General features: G+C 74.2%; 17 protein-coding genes. 12 read left to right on the top strand and 5 right to left on the bottom strand.

All coding sequences use genetic code 11. The features are described from left to right. The first annotated feature begins 18 nt into the window (after positions 1-18). Genes ACH45N_RS21500 through ACH45N_RS21490 form a run of 3 tightly spaced genes read left to right on the top strand, consistent with a single transcriptional unit; the run spans position 19 to position 2,983 of the window. On the top strand, positions 19-1,422 hold the full coding sequence (locus tag ACH45N_RS21500) for a histidine kinase (protein ID WP_397397681.1): 1,404 nt from the start codon (positions 19-21) through the stop codon (positions 1,420-1,422). Beyond that, positions 1,410-2,069, top strand: coding sequence for a LuxR C-terminal-related transcriptional regulator (locus ACH45N_RS21495; RefSeq protein WP_397397679.1), 660 nt, complete (start codon positions 1,410-1,412; stop codon positions 2,067-2,069). Before ACH45N_RS21500 ends, ACH45N_RS21495 begins: the two co-directional genes overlap by 13 nt. Continuing rightward, positions 2,069-2,983: a DUF4097 family beta strand repeat-containing protein gene (locus ACH45N_RS21490; RefSeq protein ID WP_397397677.1), complete on the top strand. Its 915-nt coding sequence runs from the start codon at positions 2,069-2,071 to the stop codon at positions 2,981-2,983. Before ACH45N_RS21495 ends, ACH45N_RS21490 begins: the two co-directional genes overlap by 1 nt. Before the next feature lie 35 nt (positions 2,984-3,018). Here ACH45N_RS21490 and ACH45N_RS21485 read toward each other — a convergent pair whose 3' ends face one another. After that, entirely contained in the window at positions 3,019-4,248 is a 1,230-nt protein-coding gene (locus ACH45N_RS21485; RefSeq protein WP_397397675.1) for an Nramp family divalent metal transporter, read from the bottom strand. A 101-nt stretch (positions 4,249-4,349) separates the two neighbouring features. On the opposite strand from ACH45N_RS21485, the gene ACH45N_RS21480 reads away from it, so the two are divergent. From ACH45N_RS21480 to ACH45N_RS21465, 4 genes are all read left to right on the top strand, one after another. Then, positions 4,350-5,666, top strand: coding sequence for a hypothetical protein (locus tag ACH45N_RS21480; RefSeq protein WP_397397673.1), 1,317 nt, complete (start codon positions 4,350-4,352; stop codon positions 5,664-5,666). A 199-nt stretch (positions 5,667-5,865) separates the two neighbouring features. After that, positions 5,866-6,972, top strand: a complete 1,107-nt coding sequence (locus ACH45N_RS21475) for a glycosyltransferase family 4 protein (protein ID WP_397397671.1) — start codon at positions 5,866-5,868, stop codon at positions 6,970-6,972. A gap of 1 nt (position 6,973) precedes the next feature. Then, on the top strand, positions 6,974-8,179 hold the full coding sequence (locus ACH45N_RS21470) for a glycosyltransferase (protein WP_397397669.1): 1,206 nt from the start codon (positions 6,974-6,976) through the stop codon (positions 8,177-8,179). A gap of 1 nt (position 8,180) precedes the next feature. Continuing rightward, entirely contained in the window at positions 8,181-9,065 is an 885-nt protein-coding gene (locus ACH45N_RS21465) for an SGNH/GDSL hydrolase family protein (protein ID WP_397397667.1), read from the top strand. Here the strand turns inward: ACH45N_RS21465 and ACH45N_RS21460 are convergent. Both ACH45N_RS21460 and ACH45N_RS21455 read right to left on the bottom strand, forming a co-directional pair. Further along, positions 9,010-9,957 carry an NAD(P)-dependent oxidoreductase gene (locus ACH45N_RS21460; protein ID WP_397397665.1) on the bottom strand — a complete coding sequence of 316 codons (948 nt, stop codon included), beginning with the start codon at positions 9,955-9,957 and terminating at the stop codon, positions 9,010-9,012. The genes ACH45N_RS21465 and ACH45N_RS21460 overlap by 56 nt on opposite strands. Continuing rightward, positions 9,954-10,844 (bottom strand): NAD(P)-dependent oxidoreductase, encoded by an 891-nt coding sequence (locus ACH45N_RS21455; RefSeq protein WP_397397663.1) that lies wholly within the window; start codon positions 10,842-10,844, stop codon positions 9,954-9,956. Before ACH45N_RS21455 ends, ACH45N_RS21460 begins: the two co-directional genes overlap by 4 nt. A gap of 126 nt (positions 10,845-10,970) precedes the next feature. On the opposite strand from ACH45N_RS21455, the gene ACH45N_RS21450 reads away from it, so the two are divergent. Beyond that, the gene (locus ACH45N_RS21450) at positions 10,971-11,351 is read left to right on the top strand and encodes a helix-turn-helix domain-containing protein (RefSeq protein ID WP_357481569.1); all 381 of its coding nucleotides are present in this window, start codon (positions 10,971-10,973) and stop codon (positions 11,349-11,351) included. On the opposite strand, the gene ACH45N_RS21445 is transcribed toward ACH45N_RS21450, so the two are convergent. Next, positions 11,290-12,195: a helix-turn-helix transcriptional regulator gene (locus tag ACH45N_RS21445; protein ID WP_397397661.1), complete on the bottom strand. Its 906-nt coding sequence runs from the start codon at positions 12,193-12,195 to the stop codon at positions 11,290-11,292. The two genes, ACH45N_RS21450 and ACH45N_RS21445, sit on opposite strands and share 62 nt — an antisense overlap. Positions 12,196-12,297: 102 nt before the next feature. Between ACH45N_RS21445 and ACH45N_RS21440 the strand changes: the two genes are divergently transcribed. Further along, positions 12,298-13,218: an oxidoreductase gene (locus ACH45N_RS21440; protein WP_397397659.1), complete on the top strand. Its 921-nt coding sequence runs from the start codon at positions 12,298-12,300 to the stop codon at positions 13,216-13,218. Positions 13,219-13,254: 36 nt separating this feature from the next. Here the strand turns inward: ACH45N_RS21440 and ACH45N_RS21435 are convergent, their stop codons facing one another. Then, the gene (locus tag ACH45N_RS21435; RefSeq protein ID WP_397397657.1) at positions 13,255-13,680 is read right to left on the bottom strand and encodes a carboxymuconolactone decarboxylase family protein; all 426 of its coding nucleotides are present in this window, start codon (positions 13,678-13,680) and stop codon (positions 13,255-13,257) included. A 237-nt stretch (positions 13,681-13,917) separates the two neighbouring features. Here ACH45N_RS21435 and ACH45N_RS21430 point away from each other — a divergent pair, with 237 nt between their 5' ends. The 3 genes from ACH45N_RS21430 to ACH45N_RS21420 are packed head-to-tail and all read left to right on the top strand — an operon-like array spanning position 13,918 to position 15,137. Beyond that, the gene (locus tag ACH45N_RS21430; RefSeq protein ID WP_397397655.1) at positions 13,918-14,379 is read left to right on the top strand and encodes a hypothetical protein; all 462 of its coding nucleotides are present in this window, start codon (positions 13,918-13,920) and stop codon (positions 14,377-14,379) included. 35 nt (positions 14,380-14,414) lie between these two features. Next, positions 14,415-14,585 carry a hypothetical protein gene (locus ACH45N_RS21425; RefSeq protein WP_397397653.1) on the top strand — a complete coding sequence of 57 codons (171 nt, stop codon included), beginning with the start codon at positions 14,415-14,417 and terminating at the stop codon, positions 14,583-14,585. Positions 14,586-14,594: 9 nt separating this feature from the next. Beyond that, entirely contained in the window at positions 14,595-15,137 is a 543-nt protein-coding gene (locus ACH45N_RS21420) for a toxin (protein ID WP_397397651.1), read from the top strand. Positions 15,138-15,139: the final 2 nt, after the last annotated feature.

Genomic DNA, 15,139 nt, shown 5'->3' with positions numbered 1-15,139 from the left:
CCGCCTAGTGTCGTGTCCATGACCAGCGATGACGTCCCGACGCCGGCGCCCCCGCCCCGCACCCTCGCGGACCAGGTGGCCCCCGCGCTGACCTCGGGCGCGGGGTTCCTCCGGGGCCCGTACGACCCGGCGACCCGGCGCGCCGTCGCCGCGCTGGCCGTGGGCTGGGTCTGGCACCTGACGGCCGGCCTGACCCTCTGGATCCTCGTCCTGGTCTCGGCCGGGCTCGTCCCCGCGCTGGGCATCGGCGTGCCGATGCTCGCCCTCTGGCTCGTCGTCGCCCGGCGCTACGGCACGGCCGAGCGCGCCCGCGTCGCCCGCCAGACCGGCGTACGGATCCCCGCCCCGCAGCCGGCGCCCGCGCCGGCCCGCCCCACCTTCTGGTCCCGGCTGTGGGCGCCCGTCCGCGACGGCCGCGCCTGGGCCGCCGCGCTCCACGCCTTCCTCGGGATGCTCACCACCTGCGTGTTCTTCTCGGTCACGACAGCCCTGGCGGCCGCGGCGGTCGCCGCCGTCGCCTTCACGCTGGTCGGCCGGGACAGCGCGCTCGCGCAGTGGTCCGGCCTGCCCTGGCCGGCCACGGTCGCCGGCGCCCTCGGCGGCGCCGTCGTGCTCGTCTGGGCGGCGGCCGCCCTCGCGCAGTACGGGTCGTACCTGATGGTCCGCCTGTCGACGGTGCTGCTCGGCCCCTCCGCCGCCGAGGTGGCCCATGCCCGGGCCGCCGCCGCCGAGCGCGAGACGCGCCTGGCCGAGGCCGCCGCGCACACCGCCCGCGAGCGCGCCGTGGTGCTCACCGAGTCGCGCACCGCGGCGGTGTCCGCCGCCGACACCGAGCGCCGCCGCATCGAGCGCGACCTGCACGACGGCGCCCAGCAGCGCCTGGTCGCCCTCGGCGTCGAGCTCGGCGTGGCCCGCCGCCTGGCCGACAAGGACCCCGAGCACGCCGTCGCCGCCCTCGAGCTCGCGCACCGCGAGATCAAGGAGACCCTCGCCGAGCTGCGCGACCTGGTGCGCGGCATCCACCCCGCCGTGCTCTCCGACCGCGGGCTCGACGCGGCCCTGTCCGCGCTCGCGGGCCGCAGCCCGGTCCCGGTGCGCGTGGAGGTCACGGGCGACCTCTCGCCCGCGAGCGCCGCCGCGCAGGCCGCGGCGTACTTCGTGGTCGCGGAGGCCCTGACCAACGTGGCCAAGCACGCGAGCGCGGACATGGTCCTGGTGCACGCGAGCCTCGTGCCCGACGACCACCCGGTGCGCCTGCGCGTCGCGGTGTCCGACGACGGCCGCGGCGGAGCAGGGCTCTCCCCCGGCAGCGGGCTGGCCGGCCTGCGCGGCCGGGTCGCGGCCCTGGACGGCACCTTCGAGCTCGACAGCCCGCCCGGCGCGGGAACCCGCCTGACCGTGGAGGTCCCGTGCGCATCGTGATCGCGGAGGACTCGGTCCTCCTCCTGGACGGCATCACCCGCCTGCTGGCGGCGGAGGGGCACGAGGTGACCGGGTACGGCACGGCGGACCACCTGGTCCGCGCCCTGTCGACGCCGGGGACCCCGCTGCCCGACCTGCTCGTCACCGACGTCCGCATGCCGCCGTCGCACACCGACGAGGGGTTGCGCGCAGCCGTGCACCTGCGCAGCCTGCACCCGGACCTGCCCGTGCTCGTGCTGTCGCAGTACGTGGAGCATAGCTACGCGAGCGAGCTGTTCGCGCGCGGCGCGCGCGGCCTGGGCTACGTGCTCAAGGACCGCGTGGCCGACGTCGACGAGTTCCTCGACGCGGTCGCCCGGGTGTCCGGCGGCGGTACCGTCGTGGACCCCGAGGTGGTCACGCAGATCATCGCCCGCCATCCCGGCTCCGACCTCGACGTCCTGACCCGCCGCGAGCGCGAGGTGCTCGCGCTCATGGCCGAGGGACGCTCCAACGCCGCGATCGCGGACCGCCTCGTCGTGGGGCTGGCCGCCGTGGAGAAGCACGTCACCAACATCCTGACCAAGCTCGGCCTCCCGCCGGCCGCCGACGACCACCGCCGGGTGCTCGCCGTGCTGCGCTGGCTCGACCAGAACGGATCCCGCTGATGACCCAGCCCGCTCCCGACAGCTACCCCCAGGACGCCGGGTACGCGCCCGGCCCCCCGCAGCGCGGCGCGACCGCCCGCGTGCTGACCACGCTGGGCGTGGTGCTCGGTGTCGTCGTCGTCGGCTTCGGGGCGCTGTTCCTCGTCGACCTGATGATGTCCGAGACGACCACGACCAAGCACACGTACGACGCCGTCGGGACGGTCGAGCTGGTGTCCGACGGAGACGTCACCGTGACCGCGGCCGACGGCGACATCGAGGTCGACGCCATCGCGCACAGCGGCCTGCGGGGGCCGCGGTACGCGGCGGACGAGTCCGGGAACCGGCTGGAGATCACGCACCGCTGCGGCTGGTCGATCTTCCTGCCCCGCTGCTCCGGCGAGCTCGACGTGACCCTGCCCGCCGACACGAAGGTGGTGGTCCGCACCGAGAACGGCGACGTCGTCGCGAGCGGCGTGGCCGGCGACGTGGCCCTGCGGACGAGCAACGGCCGGGTCGAGGCCCTCAACCTCGACGGCTCGCTGTCGGCCCGCTCCAGCAACGGCGACATCACCGTCGCGAACGCGGGTGCCGACGTGGACGTCTCCACCTCCAACGGCGACATCTCCGTGAGCGACGTGGACGGCACGGTCACCGGCGACACGAGCAACGGCCGGATCACCGTCGAGTCGGTGCGGGCCGACGCCTCGGCGACGAGCAGCAACGGGTCGATCGAGATCTCGGCCGTCGCCGGGAACGTCTACGCCGAGACCAGCAACGGCCGGGTCACCGTGCACGGCGACGGCGGGCCGGTGGCCCTCTCGATGCAGACCTCGAACGGCGACGAGATCGTCGAGGGACCGGTCGACCCGGACGCCACCCGCACCGTCGAGATGCGCAGCTCGAACGGCGACGTCGCCTACCTGGACGAGTAGGCGGGCCGCTCAGCCGGGCCGTTCGGCCGAACCGCTCAGCCGGTGAACGTGAGCCAGAGCAGGGTGACGTTCAGCGCCACGATCACACCCGCGACCACCCAGGCCAGCACCTGGGTGGTCACGGCGTTCCGGTGCTCGCCCAGCAGCTCGCGGTCCCGGGTGAGCCGCACGAGCGGGATCATCGCGAACGGGATGCCGAAGCTCAGCACCACCTGGCTCACGACCAGCAGCCAGGTGGGCGAGATCCCCGTCATGAGCAGCACGATCGCGGGCAGCAGCGTGACCAGGCGGCGCGTCAGCAGCGACACGCGCACACGCAGCAGGCCGGACATGATCTCCGCCCCGGCGTAGGCCCCGACGGACGTCGACGCCAGGCCGGAGGCCAGCAGCCCGACCGCGAACAGCACGCCCACGACCGGCCCGAGCGTGCCGGCGATGGCGGCGTGCGCGCCCTCGATGGTGTCGGTGCCCTCCCGGCCGGCGAGGTTCGCCGCCGCGAGCAGCAGCATCGCGATGTTCACGCTCCCGGCCAGGATCAGGGCCAGCACCACATCGACACGCGTGGCGCGCAGGATGCGCGGCACCGACGTGGACGGGGCGTGCAGGTGGTCGCGGGCCAGCGACGAGTGCAGGTAGATCGCGTGCGGCATCACCGTGGCGCCGAGCATCGAGGCGGCCAGGAGCACGGAGTCGGCGCCCTGGAGGCGGGGCACGAGGCCGGCCAGCATGGCGGCCGGGTCGGGCGGCGAGAAGAAGAGGCCCGCGCAGAAGCCGACCGTGAGGACGGCCAGCATCGAGGTGACGACGCCCTCGAAGGCCCGCTGGCCGCGCCGCTGCTGCACCGCCAGCACCAGCAGGGACACCACCCCGGTGATGACGCCGCCCAGCACGAGCGGCACACCGAACAGCAGGTGGAGCGCGATGGCGCCGCCGATCACCTCGGCGAGGTCGGTCGCGGCGGCGACGACCTCCGCCTGCGCCCAGTACGCCAGGCGTGCCGGGCGGGGCAGCCGCTCCCCCAGCACCTCGGGCAGCGACCGGCCCGTGACCACGCCGAGCTTGGCCGACAGGTACTGCACCAGCACCGCCATCGCGTTGGCCGCCACGAGCACCCAGACGAGCAGGTACCCGAACCGCGCGCCCGCGGTGAGGTTCGCGGCCACGTTGCCGGGATCCACGTAGGCGATGGCCGCCACGAAGGCGGGTCCGAGCAGGACGAAGAGGCGGGCGCGGCCGGTCCGTGGCTGCGCGGCGGTGCGAGTCATCTGGGCTCCAGAAAGTTCGGGTACCCGAACTCTAGCTCGCGAATGTCCGAACTTGTACCCGTCCCGGCCGATCGCCGACGCGATCCTCGATCAGTGCAAAGATGTGGCCCGTGCCGAGCCCGTCAGACCTGTCGACATCGCCCAAGGCCGTGGGCCAGGACATCCTGCGGTCCGCCGTCCGCGTGCTCTCGTCCTGGCCTGCCCTGTGGGTCGCGTTCGCCCTCACCCACGCCTGGATCATCGTCCAGACCTGGGTCTTCGGGGGGCAGATCCTCGGCGACGTGAACCTGTACGAGTGGTGGGTCCGCAACGGCATGAACACCGGCTCGTGGCCCGTGTTCACCTACGCCTGGGTCTACCCGCTCGGCGCCCTGGGACCGATGACGGTTCCCGCGCTGTTCACCGACTCCACGGTCGCGTACGACTGGGTGTGGATGGGCATGGTCACCGCCGCCAACGCCGGGGCCGTCGCCCTGCTCGGCCGGGCCAGGCCCCACGGGCGCGCCGCCGTCTGGTTCTGGCTGTTCTTCCTCGTCATGCTCGGGCCCATCTGGATCGGGCGACTCGACGGCCTGCTCGCGCCGATCATCCTCGTCGCGCTGCTCATCGCGGTGAAGCGGCCGGCCCTCGCGATGGCCCTGGCCACCGTGGGCGCCTGGATCAAGATCGCGCCGGGTGCGGTGGCCCTGGCGCTGGCCGCCACGGCGAGGGACGCCAAGGCCTTCCTGCGGAACGTGGTGCTGCCGGGCGCGGCGGTGTCCGCCGTCGTCATCGGCATCGCCTTCGCGGGCGGCGGGCAGGACAACGTGCTGGACGTGTTCGGCGAGCAGGGCGACCGGCAGCTCCAGGTCGAGGCGGTCGCCGCCACGCCGTTCACGGTGGCCCGGCTCTGGGACTCCTCGATCCAGGTCGAGTACGACGACGTCATCTTCACCTACGAGGTGCTCGGCGACGGCGCCGACGCCGTCGCGCAGGCGCTCGACGTCGCCCTCCCGCTCGCCGCCGTGCTGATCGCGGCCCTGATCTGGTGGGCGGCCCGACGGCGGCCCGAGCGGGTCGGGGACATCCTGCTGGTCGGCGCGGCGGCCGAGCTGCTCGCGCTGATCGTCTTCAACAAGGTGGGCTCGCCGCAGTTCATCGCGTGGATCGGCCCGCCCGTCGCGGCGGCGATCGCGCTCGGCAGCCGCAGCCAGGGCACCCGGCGCACGTGGTTCGTGCCCGCCGTCGGCACCCTGATCGTGGCCCGGCTGACCATGGAGATCTACCCGCTGCGGTACGGCGAGTTCCTGGGCGGCTGGCCCTTCGCGACGAGCGTCGGCGCCCTGCGCAACGCGCTGCTGGTGGCCCTGCTCGTCGGTGCGCTCGTCCGTCTCTCGCAGCTCGCCTTTGCCCGCAAGGTGCCGACCAGAACGAGTTGAGGGTCACTTCAGGGGTGTTCCCCATGCCAGGGGCCTGGTGGCTCCGCTACGGTCAGGAACGTGACATCGTGTGTAGCGGTTACCGTCTCGACGCCACCCGTTCCCCGACTCGCCGCACGGAGGACTTCGTCTGGACATCGACGACCGGCAGGTTCGTAGCGTGCGAGTAGCCATCGTTGCGGAGAGTTTCCTCCCGCAGGTGAACGGGGTCACCAACTCCGTCCTGCGGGTCCTCGAGCACCTTCACGAGCGGGGGGACCAGGCCATGGTCCTCGCGCCCGACGCCGACGCGTCGATCGGCCACGTCCCGCCCTTCGTGAGCGGTGCCCCCGTGGTCGAGCTCGGCTCCATCGGCTTCCCCGGGTATCCGGACGTGCGCCTGGTCGTGGGCAAGAAGTGGCGCACCGAGCGCACGCTGGCCACGTTCGCGCCCGACGTCGTCCACCTGGCCTCCCCCTTCATCCTGGGCTGGCGCGGCATCCTCGCCGCCGAGCGGCTGGGCCTGCCGAGCGTCGCCGTGTACCAGACCGAGGTGCCCGGCTACGCGGCGCGGTACGGCCTGGGCCACTTCGAGCCGCTGCTCTGGAAGCGCGTCAAGGACATCCACGAGCGCGCGACGATGACGCTCGCGCCGTCGACCGCGACCATGCGCCAGCTCGAGAACCACGGCATCCCCAACCTGCGCCTGTGGGGCCGCGGCGTGGACACGCAGTCGTTCCACCCGGGGTTCCGGGACGAGGCCTGGCGGCGGAAGGTCGGCGCCGGGCGCGAGATCCTCGTGGGCTACGTGGGCCGCCTGGCTGCCGAGAAGCAGGTCGAGGCGCTGCGCGTGGTGCAGGACCTGCCGAACGTGCGCCTCGTGATCGTCGGCGACGGGCCCGAGCGGGACGAGCTGCGGCAGGTGCTGCCGGCCGCCCACTTCACCGGGCTGCTGCGCGGGGCCGAGCTGTCGCGGGCGATGGCGAGCCTCGACGTGTTCGTGCACCCGGGCGAGCTGGAGACCTTCGGCCAGACGCTGCAGGAGGCGCACGCCAGCGGCGTGCCCGTCGTCGCGCCCGCCGCGGGCGGCCCGCTGGACATCGTCCGGCACTCCCACGACGGCTGGCTGTACCCTCCAGGTGACCACGAGGCGCTCCGCGCCCGCGTCGTCGACCTGGTGGGCGACGAGCGCAAGCGGCGAGCCTTCGGGACCGCGGCGCGCGAGCGCGCCGAGGGCCGCACGTGGCACGACATCTGCTCCGAGCTCATGGGGCACTACGACGACGCGATCCGGGTGCACGCGAGAGCCGGCTCAGCGGAGGTATAACTTGCGAATCGTCCACGTCGCGAACTTCTACAGCCCTCGTTCCGGGGGCATCCGAACTGCGATGCACGCCATGGCCGGGCAGTACCTCTCCCGGGGGCACGAACCCGTGCTCGTCGTGCCGGCCAGGCGGGACGGAGTGACGCACGTGGACGGGGTGCGGGTGGTCAGCCTGGCGGCGCCGCGGGTGCCGTTCTCCGGCGGGTACCGCGCCGTGGTGCGCCCCGGCAAGATGCGGGGGCTGCTGGAGACGTTGGCACCCGACCGCCTCGAGGTGAGCGACCGCACCACCCTCGCCGGCCTGGGCGACTGGGCCCGCGAGGCCGGCATCCCGTCGCTGATGATGCTGCACGAGCGGGTCGACGGCGTGCTGCGGTCCTGGCTCCCCGGCGGCGCCGAGGGCGGCTTCGCGGCCGACTTCGGCGCGGCGGCGACGCCCGCGCTGGCCGACCGCTACAACCTCGCCACGCTCACCCGGTTCGACCGGCTCGTGGCCACCACCCACTTCGCCGCGGGCGAGGTGGAGCGCCTCGCCGAGCGCGTGCGAGGCACCCGGCTGCCCCCGCTGTACCGCGTGCCGCTCGGCGTCGACCTGGAACGCTTCCGGCCCGACCGGTACTCGGCCGAGGCCCGCGCCGAGTACGCGCCGCCCGGCACCGCGCTCATCGTGCTCGCGAGCCGCCAGTCCACGGAGAAGCGGCCCGACCTCGCGATCGACGCCGCCGCCCAGCTCGTGCGCGACGGACGCCCCGTGCGGCTCGTCGTGGCCGGCTCCGGACCGCTCCTGCCGAAGATGCGGCGCCGCGCCGAGGCCGCCGGGCTCCCCCACCGGTTCCTCTCGTTCATCCCCGACCGCGATCGGCTCGCAACCCTGCTGACCTGCGCCGACGCGGTCATCGCCCCGGGGCCCATCGAGACGTTCGGCCTCGCGGCGCTGGAGGCCCTGGCCTCCGGCACGCCCGTGGTCTGCAGCTCGTCGAGCGCGCTCCCCGAGGTGGTCGGCACCGCCGGGGCCGCCGCCCCGCCGGAGGCGTCGGCGCTCGCCCTCGCGCTGCACGAGGTGCTCGACCGCGACGTGGAGGTGCGCCGCAAGGAGGCCCGCGCCCGCGCCGAGCTCTTCCCGTGGAGCGCCACCGGCGAGGCGATGCTCGACCTGCACTCGCGCAAGGCGTTCGACCTGGCCGACGTCGGCACCGGAGGGCGGCGGTGAGATGACGGCGCCGGCGGGACGCGAGAGCGGCTTCCGACTGGTCGCCCTCGGTGACTCGATCACCGCGGGCGTGGGCGACACCGTCGGCCAGGACGCCGTCCACGGCCCCGGCTGGGCCGCGCACCTCGCCGCCGTGCTCGGCGTGACCGAGTTCTCGAACCTCGCCACCAACGGCGCCCGCTCCCGCGACGTCGCGGACACCCAGCTCGACGCCGCGCTCGCGCTCCGCCCCCGGCTCGCCACCGTGCTGGTGGGCGGGAACGACGTGCTGCGCAGCGACTTCGACGCCCGGTTCACGCTCGCCGACCTGCACCGCTGCGTCGGCGAGCTGCGCCGCGCCGGGACGGACGTCGTGCTCGTGCGGCTCCCCGTGATCGGCCTGTTCGAGCTCACGCCGCGGCTGGTCCGGCACGTGATGCGACGCCGGGTCGCGGCGATCAACGCGGCGGTGGACGAGGTCGCGGCGTCGGCCACCCCGTCGAGTTCGGTCGGTCGGGTGGTCGTGGTGGACGCCGTTCAGGCCATCGCGCCCGCCGGGGCGAAGGCTTGGCACATCGACCGGGTGCACCCCTCGCCCGCCGGGCACCGGCGGCTGGCGCTCGGCGTCGCGACCGCCCTGGCCGACGTCGATCCCGCCTACGCCGCTGCCGCCCGCGCCGCCCGGCTGCCCGCGGCGCCCGACCCGCCGTCGGTGCGGCAGCGCCTGGCCTGGCTCCTGCGGGCCGGGCTGCCGTGGTGCGTGCGCCGGGGACGGGACTTCCTGCCGGGCCTGCTCCGCTCCGTGGTGCACGACCTGCGGTCGGAGCGGGCGTTCGAGCCCGGGAGCATGGTCACGAGCCTCGCCGACTCGGGCCTGGACCCCCGCCGGAGGATCGGCCGGGGCTGACCGGCCGCATGGCGTCGATGATGCGGGTCCAGTTGTCACCACCGTGGCCGTGCTCGCGGGCCCACGTGTAGTACGCGCGGACGGCGGCGGGCAGGCCCGGGTCCACCCCCGCGGCCTCGCTCGCGGCCACGATGTGGTCGGCGGTCGCGCCCATCATCGTCACGGTGCTCAGGTGCCCCGGGTGCTCGCCGGCCTCGAGCTGCGCGGCCGGGTTCTCGCCCACCTCAAGCATCTCCGCGGTACCGGACAGGGTCTGCATCAGCTCGGGCAGCGAAGCCGTCGCCGTGACGCCCGCGGTCTCCAGGAGTGCCGTGGCGTGCATGAGCGCCGCGAGCGACGTGAGGAACACGTCGAGGTTGGCCTGGTACATGAGCTGCGCCAGCCCGGGGTCCGCCCCGAGGTAGCGCGGCGCGCCGATGGTGCTCAGCGCCGCCCGGTGGGTCTCCAACAGCTCGGCCGGGCCGCTGTAGTACACGTACGCCGCCTGCGTGCCCACCATCGGCGCAGGGTTCATCACGCCGCCGGTCAGGAACCGGGCGCCGTGCTCCGCCGCCCAGGCTGCGGCCTCGCGGGACCGGTCGGGCGAGTCCGAGCTGAGGTTCACGAGCGTGCGACCTGCGAGCGCCGGTGGTGTCGTTGCCGTAGCCGGTGTCGTCGTCGGCCCGAGGATGTCGTACATGGCCTGGTAGTCGGTGAGGCTGAGGAGCACCAGGTCGCTCGCGGCCACGGCGTCGGCGGGAGTGGGCGCGAGCCACGCGCCCGCGGCGACGACGTCGGCCGCACGGCCGGGCGTCCGGTTCCAGACCGTGACGGGGTGGTCGGCGGCGAGCAGCGTGCGGACCATGGCCTGGCCCATGGGGCCCAGGCCGATGACGGTGACGGGGGCGCTCATCGCACGGCCTCCGCCCGGCCGGCCCGGAGGCTCTCGTAGAGCCGCGCGAAGCCCTCGGCGCCGTGGCCGGCCGCGACCTGCCGGCTGATGAGCTCCTGGACGGCGGCCACGGGGGTGGGGTCGACGCCCTGCTCCTCGCTGGCCCGCACGATGTGGCCCAGGTCGGAGAAGTCCAGGCTCTGCTGGCCCGGGACGGTGTAGTCGCCGCCGTCGACCACCGCGGCGTCGTGGGCGAAGCCGGCCGTCATCGCGCTGAGGAACGGTGTGGCGCGGGCCGCGAACTCGGTGGCGGTAATGCCCACGGAGCCGACCATCGCGGCCCCGTGCAGGAAGCCCGCGAACATCAGGTACATGCCCGAGAGCATGGCGAGGTCGTACAGGGAGGCCAGGCCGCTGTCCGCGCCGTCGTAGGTGCTGGTGGCCCAGCGGTCGAGCACGGGCCGCGCGGCGTCGAACACCTCGGCGGAGCCGCTGTACAGGATCGACGCCTCGGCGGTGCCGATCATCGGCGGGGTGGCCATGATCGCGCCGTCGAGGTACCCGACTCCGTGCTCCGCCGCCCAGGCGGCGAGCTCGCGGGCCTCGTTCGGGGTGGTGGTCGTGAGGTTGACCAGCGCGCTCCCCCGCATCGTGCCGATCACGGGGTCAAGCGCCTGGTGCACGGAGGCGTGGTCGAGCAGGCAGGCCACGACCAGGCGGTGGGTGGTCACGGCACCGGCGAGGCCCGACGGCATCGTGGCCCCGCGGGCGGCAAGGGCGGCGGCGCGGGCGGGGGTGCGGTTCCAGACGGCGGTGGGGTGGCCGGCGTCGAGCAGTGCGGCGGCCAGGGCGCTGCCCATCGCGCCCAGTCCGAGCACCGTGACTCCGGTGCTTCCGGGGGTGGTCATTCGGGTGATCTCCTCAGGTCGTGGGGACCTGATCATGCTCACCGGGCGACGTACCATCGTGGAAGTACCCACTATTTACTGGGGTACTTACCTTTTGGTAATGATCTCCGGCCCGAGGAGCGCACGATGGCGAAGGCACCCCGCAACGGCCCCTACATCTGCGGCATCGACGCCGCGCTCGACGTGGTGAGCGGCAAGTGGAAGGGCCTGATCCTCTGGGAGCTCGACGAGCACGGCGTGCGCCGGTTCGCCGAGCTGCGGCGCGGGCTCCCGGGCGTCAGCGAGAAGATGCTGACCCAGCACCTGCGCGAGATGGAGGCGGACGGCCTGGTGCACCGGCGGGTGCACGCCGAGGTGCCGCCGCGCGTCGAGTACACGCTGACAGAGCACGGCCGCACGCTGAACGCCGCGCTCGCGCCGCTCGGGGCCTGGGGCGTGGACCGGCTCAGGCGGGAGCGGTCGGAGCTGGTCGAGCACCGGGACGCGGCGGCGCTGCCGCGGCCCTGAGGTCGTTGCCCGCGAGGGTGCCCAGCAGGCGGAGCTGGTCGTCGGCGGCACCGGGCTGCGGCGTGAACACGACCATGACCGGTCCCGGGTTGCCGGGCAGCGGGTACGCGTCCCACTCCATCGCGATGTCGCCGACCCGCGGGTGGTGGATCAGCTTGGCGCCGTGCACGCTCTCGCGCACGTCGTGCCGCGCCCACAGCCGGCGGAAGTCCGCGCTGCGGATGCTGAGCTCGCCCACGACCGCGACGGCCCGGGGATGGTCCGGGTCGGCCGCGACGGCGGCGCGCAGCATCCCCAGGTAGTCGAGGGCGGTGGCCTCCCAGTCGGCGCAGTGCAGCCGCGACCCGTCGTCGTCGAACAGGGCCATGAGGAAGTTGCGGCGCTCCGGGGTGTAGTCCGCCGGGTCGCCGAGCAGCTCGGCGGCCAGGTCGTTCCACGCCAGCACGTCCAGGTGCCGGCCGAGCACGAGCGCGGGGACACCCATCAGCGGCAGCAGCCGCGCGGTGCTGGTCGGCACCCGGTCCGGACGCCGTCGCACGCCCACCTCGGGCTGCCGGGTCGCCCGGGCGAGCATCAGCATGTGCCGCCGCTCGATCTCGTCCAGCGCCAGGGCGTCGGCGATCGCGTCGAGCACGGCGTCCGACGGGCGCACGTTCCGGCCCTGCTCCAGCCGCTGGTAGTAGTCGGTGCTCAGGCCGGCGAGCAGCGCGAGCTCCTCGCGCCGGAGTCCCGCGACCTTGCGCCGCGGGCCGGGCTCGAGCCCGAGGTCCTGCGGCGTGGTGCGCTCGCGCCGGGACCGCAGGAAGTCGCCGAGCTCGCGCGCGTAGGGCTGTTCCGTGGCCATACCCACCAGTGTGCGCCCCCGCCCCGCGGCCAGGGTGGTCCTGCCAGACCGAGGGAGGCGAGAACGCGTGGGGCGCGGCCGACGCGACCTAGCGTCCCGACCATGAACCCGTGGAACACCTCCGACATCCCCGACCAGACCGGCCGGCTCGCCGTCGTGACCGGGGCGAACTCCGGCCTCGGCCGCGTGACGGCCACTGAACTGGCACGGCACGGCGCCGACGTCGTCCTCGCCGTCCGGAACGTCGCGGCGGGCGAGGACGCCGCGCGCGCCATCGCGGCGGCCGTACCGGGCGCCAAGCTCCGGGTGCGGGCGCTCGACCTCGCCTCGCTCGCGTCGGTGCGAGCCTTCGCCGCCCGGACCGCCGAGGAGCTCGGCCAGATCGACCTCCTCGTCAACAACGCCGGGCTCGTGCTCCTGGGGCCGCGGCGGACGACGTCCGACGGCTTCGAGCTGCACCTCGGCACCAACATGCTGGGCCACTTCGCGCTCACCGGGCTGCTGCTCCCGCTGCTCGCCCGCGGGGACGCGCCGCGCGTCGTCTCGCTCAGCTCGATCACCCACAAGACCGCGCACCTCGACTTCGACGACCTCATGGCCGAGCGTGACTACCGAGCCTCCCCGGCCTACGGGGCGTCGAAGCTCGCGACGACGGTGTTCGGCGTCGAGCTGGACCGGCGCCTGCGCGCCGCGGGCTCGCCCGTGCTCAGCACGCTCGCCCACCCCGGGCTCTCCGGCACGAACCTCACGCCGCGCGCCTGGGAGGACCGAGGCCGCGCCGGTCGCTGGGCGGCGCGCCTCGGCCTGCTCGTGACCCAGTCCGTCGAGCGTGGCGCGCTCCCCCAGCTCCACGCCGCGACGGCGGCCGGCGTGCGCGGCGGGCAGTTCTTCGGCCCCGCCGGGTTTCGTGAGGTCCGCGGACGCGTGGCGGAGGTGCGGGCCTCCGCCGAGGCGACCGATCCCGCCGTCGGGCGGCGGCTGTGGACGACCGCGCAGGAGCTGACCGGGGTGACGTACCTGTAGGCCCTCGGGCCTCTGGATCCTGCGGCCCCTGGATCCTCAGGCCTCGGGGGTCTCGCCGGCCAGCGGCATCAGGCCGCGCTCGGCGAACACGCGCTTCGCGGTGGCGACGGCGTTCAGGGCCCGCGGGAACCCGCAGTAGACGGAGCTGTGCAGAAAGACCTCGACGATCTGCTGCGGGGTGAGCCCGACGTTGAGCGAGGCGCCGATGTGCACCTCGAGCTGCGGTTCGCTGCCCCCGAGGGCGGTGAGGATCCCGAGGGTCACGAGCTGCCGCTCCCGCGGGTCCAGCTCGGGCCGGGACAGGATGTCTCCGTAGCCCCACGCGACGATCTGGTGACCGAGCTCAGGAGCGATGTCGGCGAGCGACTCGATGACCCCGTGGCCCGCGTCGTCGTGGATGGAGTCGAGGGCCGCCTTGCCGGATGCGAACCGCTCCGCGCGCAACGTCTCGTTGTCTGACATCGATTTTCTCCTTCTGACCGCCTGCAGGGGTGCTGTGGGCTCGTTCGAGGGCAGGCGCCGGTGGGCGCGATCCCCAGTCCAGCCCATGACGGGCCGGGGACGCAAGATCTCGCGGGTGATATATGCCCTGGTCAACAGGTCTTTCCGGGGTCAGGCGGCCCAACGTGCCTGGTGAGGGGCGAACCCGGCATCTCAGTACATCTCGACAGGGGGCACGCCGCGCAGAAGAATCACCCCATGGACGCGGGGCTGCGGGCGACGGCGGAGCGGGCGCTGGAGCGAGCCCTGGGCCACCAGCGGTGGCGCGTCGACGGCGAGAAGGTCATCGCCACGTTCGCGTTCGGTGGCTCCCTCGCGATCAACGCGACGGCCTGGGAAGCCGGCGCCACGACCGGCCTCTGGCCGACGGTGGGTGTGGTGATCCTGGCGCTGGCGGCCATCGCGACGGTCGTGCTGTACATGGCCGACCGCACCCGCGAGCCGGACGTCACGGCCACGCTCGCCCAGTCCCGGCACGAGCAGTGGGACGCCGCCCGGACCGACCTCGAGTTCTTCCGCGCCCTGTACGTCCGGGTCGCCTTCAACGAGTACGTGCTGCGGACGACGTACGTCCTGACCTGGGTGTGCGTGTCGCTCTCGGTGCTCGCCCTGGTCGCGGGCTCGCTGGCGATGCTCACGCTCCCGGCCGGGCGCCCATGAGGGACGACGGCCTCCGGAGGGCGGGCTGGGGACCGATGCGGTGGCCCTGGGAACGGCGCTGGATCCGGCGGGCCGAGGAGGTCGTGGACCGGGAGCTCGCACCGTGGTTCGACCCGCCGCACGACGGCACCCCGGTCCCGGACGCCGGGCCGGACGAGGCCGAGCGCCTCGAAAATCCCGATGGCCGGGGCGCGCGGCCGGGCTAACGTCGTGCGGTGCACAGGGTGTCGGTGGTCGGAGCGGCCGGGTCGGGCAAGTCCACGTTCGCACGACGGCTGGCGGCACGCCTCGACGTCCGGCACGTGGAGCTGGACGCGCTCTACTGGGGGCCGGGGTGGGTGCCGCGCCCGCGGGAGGACTTCGCGCGGGACACGGAGCGCGTGATCACCGGCGAGGCATGGGTGGTCGACGGCAACTACTCGGGCCTGCAGCCCGCGATCTGGGCGCGCGCCGACACGGTGGTCTGGATCGACCCACCGACGCCGCTCGTGCTCGCGCAGGTGTACTGGCGCACGCTGCGCCTCGCGGTGAGTCAGAAGGAGCTCTGGCCGGGCACGGGCAACCGTCAGCCCTGGGACGACGTGCTCGCTCCGTGGGGGCGGGACTCCATCGTCCGATGGTCCTGGGGCCAGCGGAAGCGCCACCCCGAGCGCTACGGCGCCGCGATGACCGACCCGGCGAACGCCCACCTGACGTTCCACCGGCTGCGGTCGCGGCGGGAGGCCGACGCGTTCCTGGAGCGGGCGGCGCTGGGCTGACG

This window comes from Promicromonospora sp. NPDC019610 (genome assembly GCF_044389365.1).
Taxonomy (GTDB): Bacteria; Actinomycetota; Actinomycetes; order Actinomycetales; family Cellulomonadaceae; genus Promicromonospora.
This window is presented reverse-complemented; position numbering and strand designations above follow the sequence as displayed.

Coding starts and splice junctions, on each gene's coding strand:
- ACH45N_RS21500 (WP_397397681.1), top strand. CDS start 19: ATGACCAGCGATGACGTCCCGACGCCGGCGCCCCCGCCCCGCACCCTC.
- ACH45N_RS21490 (WP_397397677.1), top strand. CDS start 2,069: ATGACCCAGCCCGCTCCCGACAGCTACCCCCAGGACGCCGGGTACGCG.
- ACH45N_RS21485 (WP_397397675.1), bottom strand. CDS start 4,248: ATGACTCGCACCGCCGCGCAGCCACGGACCGGCCGCGCCCGCCTCTTC.
- ACH45N_RS21480 (WP_397397673.1), top strand. CDS start 4,350: ATGTGGCCCGTGCCGAGCCCGTCAGACCTGTCGACATCGCCCAAGGCC.
- ACH45N_RS21465 (WP_397397667.1), top strand. CDS start 8,181: ATGACGGCGCCGGCGGGACGCGAGAGCGGCTTCCGACTGGTCGCCCTC.
- ACH45N_RS21460 (WP_397397665.1), bottom strand. CDS start 9,957: ATGAGCGCCCCCGTCACCGTCATCGGCCTGGGCCCCATGGGCCAGGCC.
- ACH45N_RS21455 (WP_397397663.1), bottom strand. CDS start 10,844: ATGACCACCCCCGGAAGCACCGGAGTCACGGTGCTCGGACTGGGCGCG.
- ACH45N_RS21450 (WP_357481569.1), top strand. CDS start 10,971: ATGGCGAAGGCACCCCGCAACGGCCCCTACATCTGCGGCATCGACGCC.
- ACH45N_RS21445 (WP_397397661.1), bottom strand. CDS start 12,195: ATGGCCACGGAACAGCCCTACGCGCGCGAGCTCGGCGACTTCCTGCGG.
- ACH45N_RS21440 (WP_397397659.1), top strand. CDS start 12,298: ATGAACCCGTGGAACACCTCCGACATCCCCGACCAGACCGGCCGGCTC.
- ACH45N_RS21435 (WP_397397657.1), bottom strand. CDS start 13,680: ATGTCAGACAACGAGACGTTGCGCGCGGAGCGGTTCGCATCCGGCAAG.
- ACH45N_RS21430 (WP_397397655.1), top strand. CDS start 13,918: ATGGACGCGGGGCTGCGGGCGACGGCGGAGCGGGCGCTGGAGCGAGCC.
- ACH45N_RS21425 (WP_397397653.1), top strand. CDS start 14,415: ATGCGGTGGCCCTGGGAACGGCGCTGGATCCGGCGGGCCGAGGAGGTC.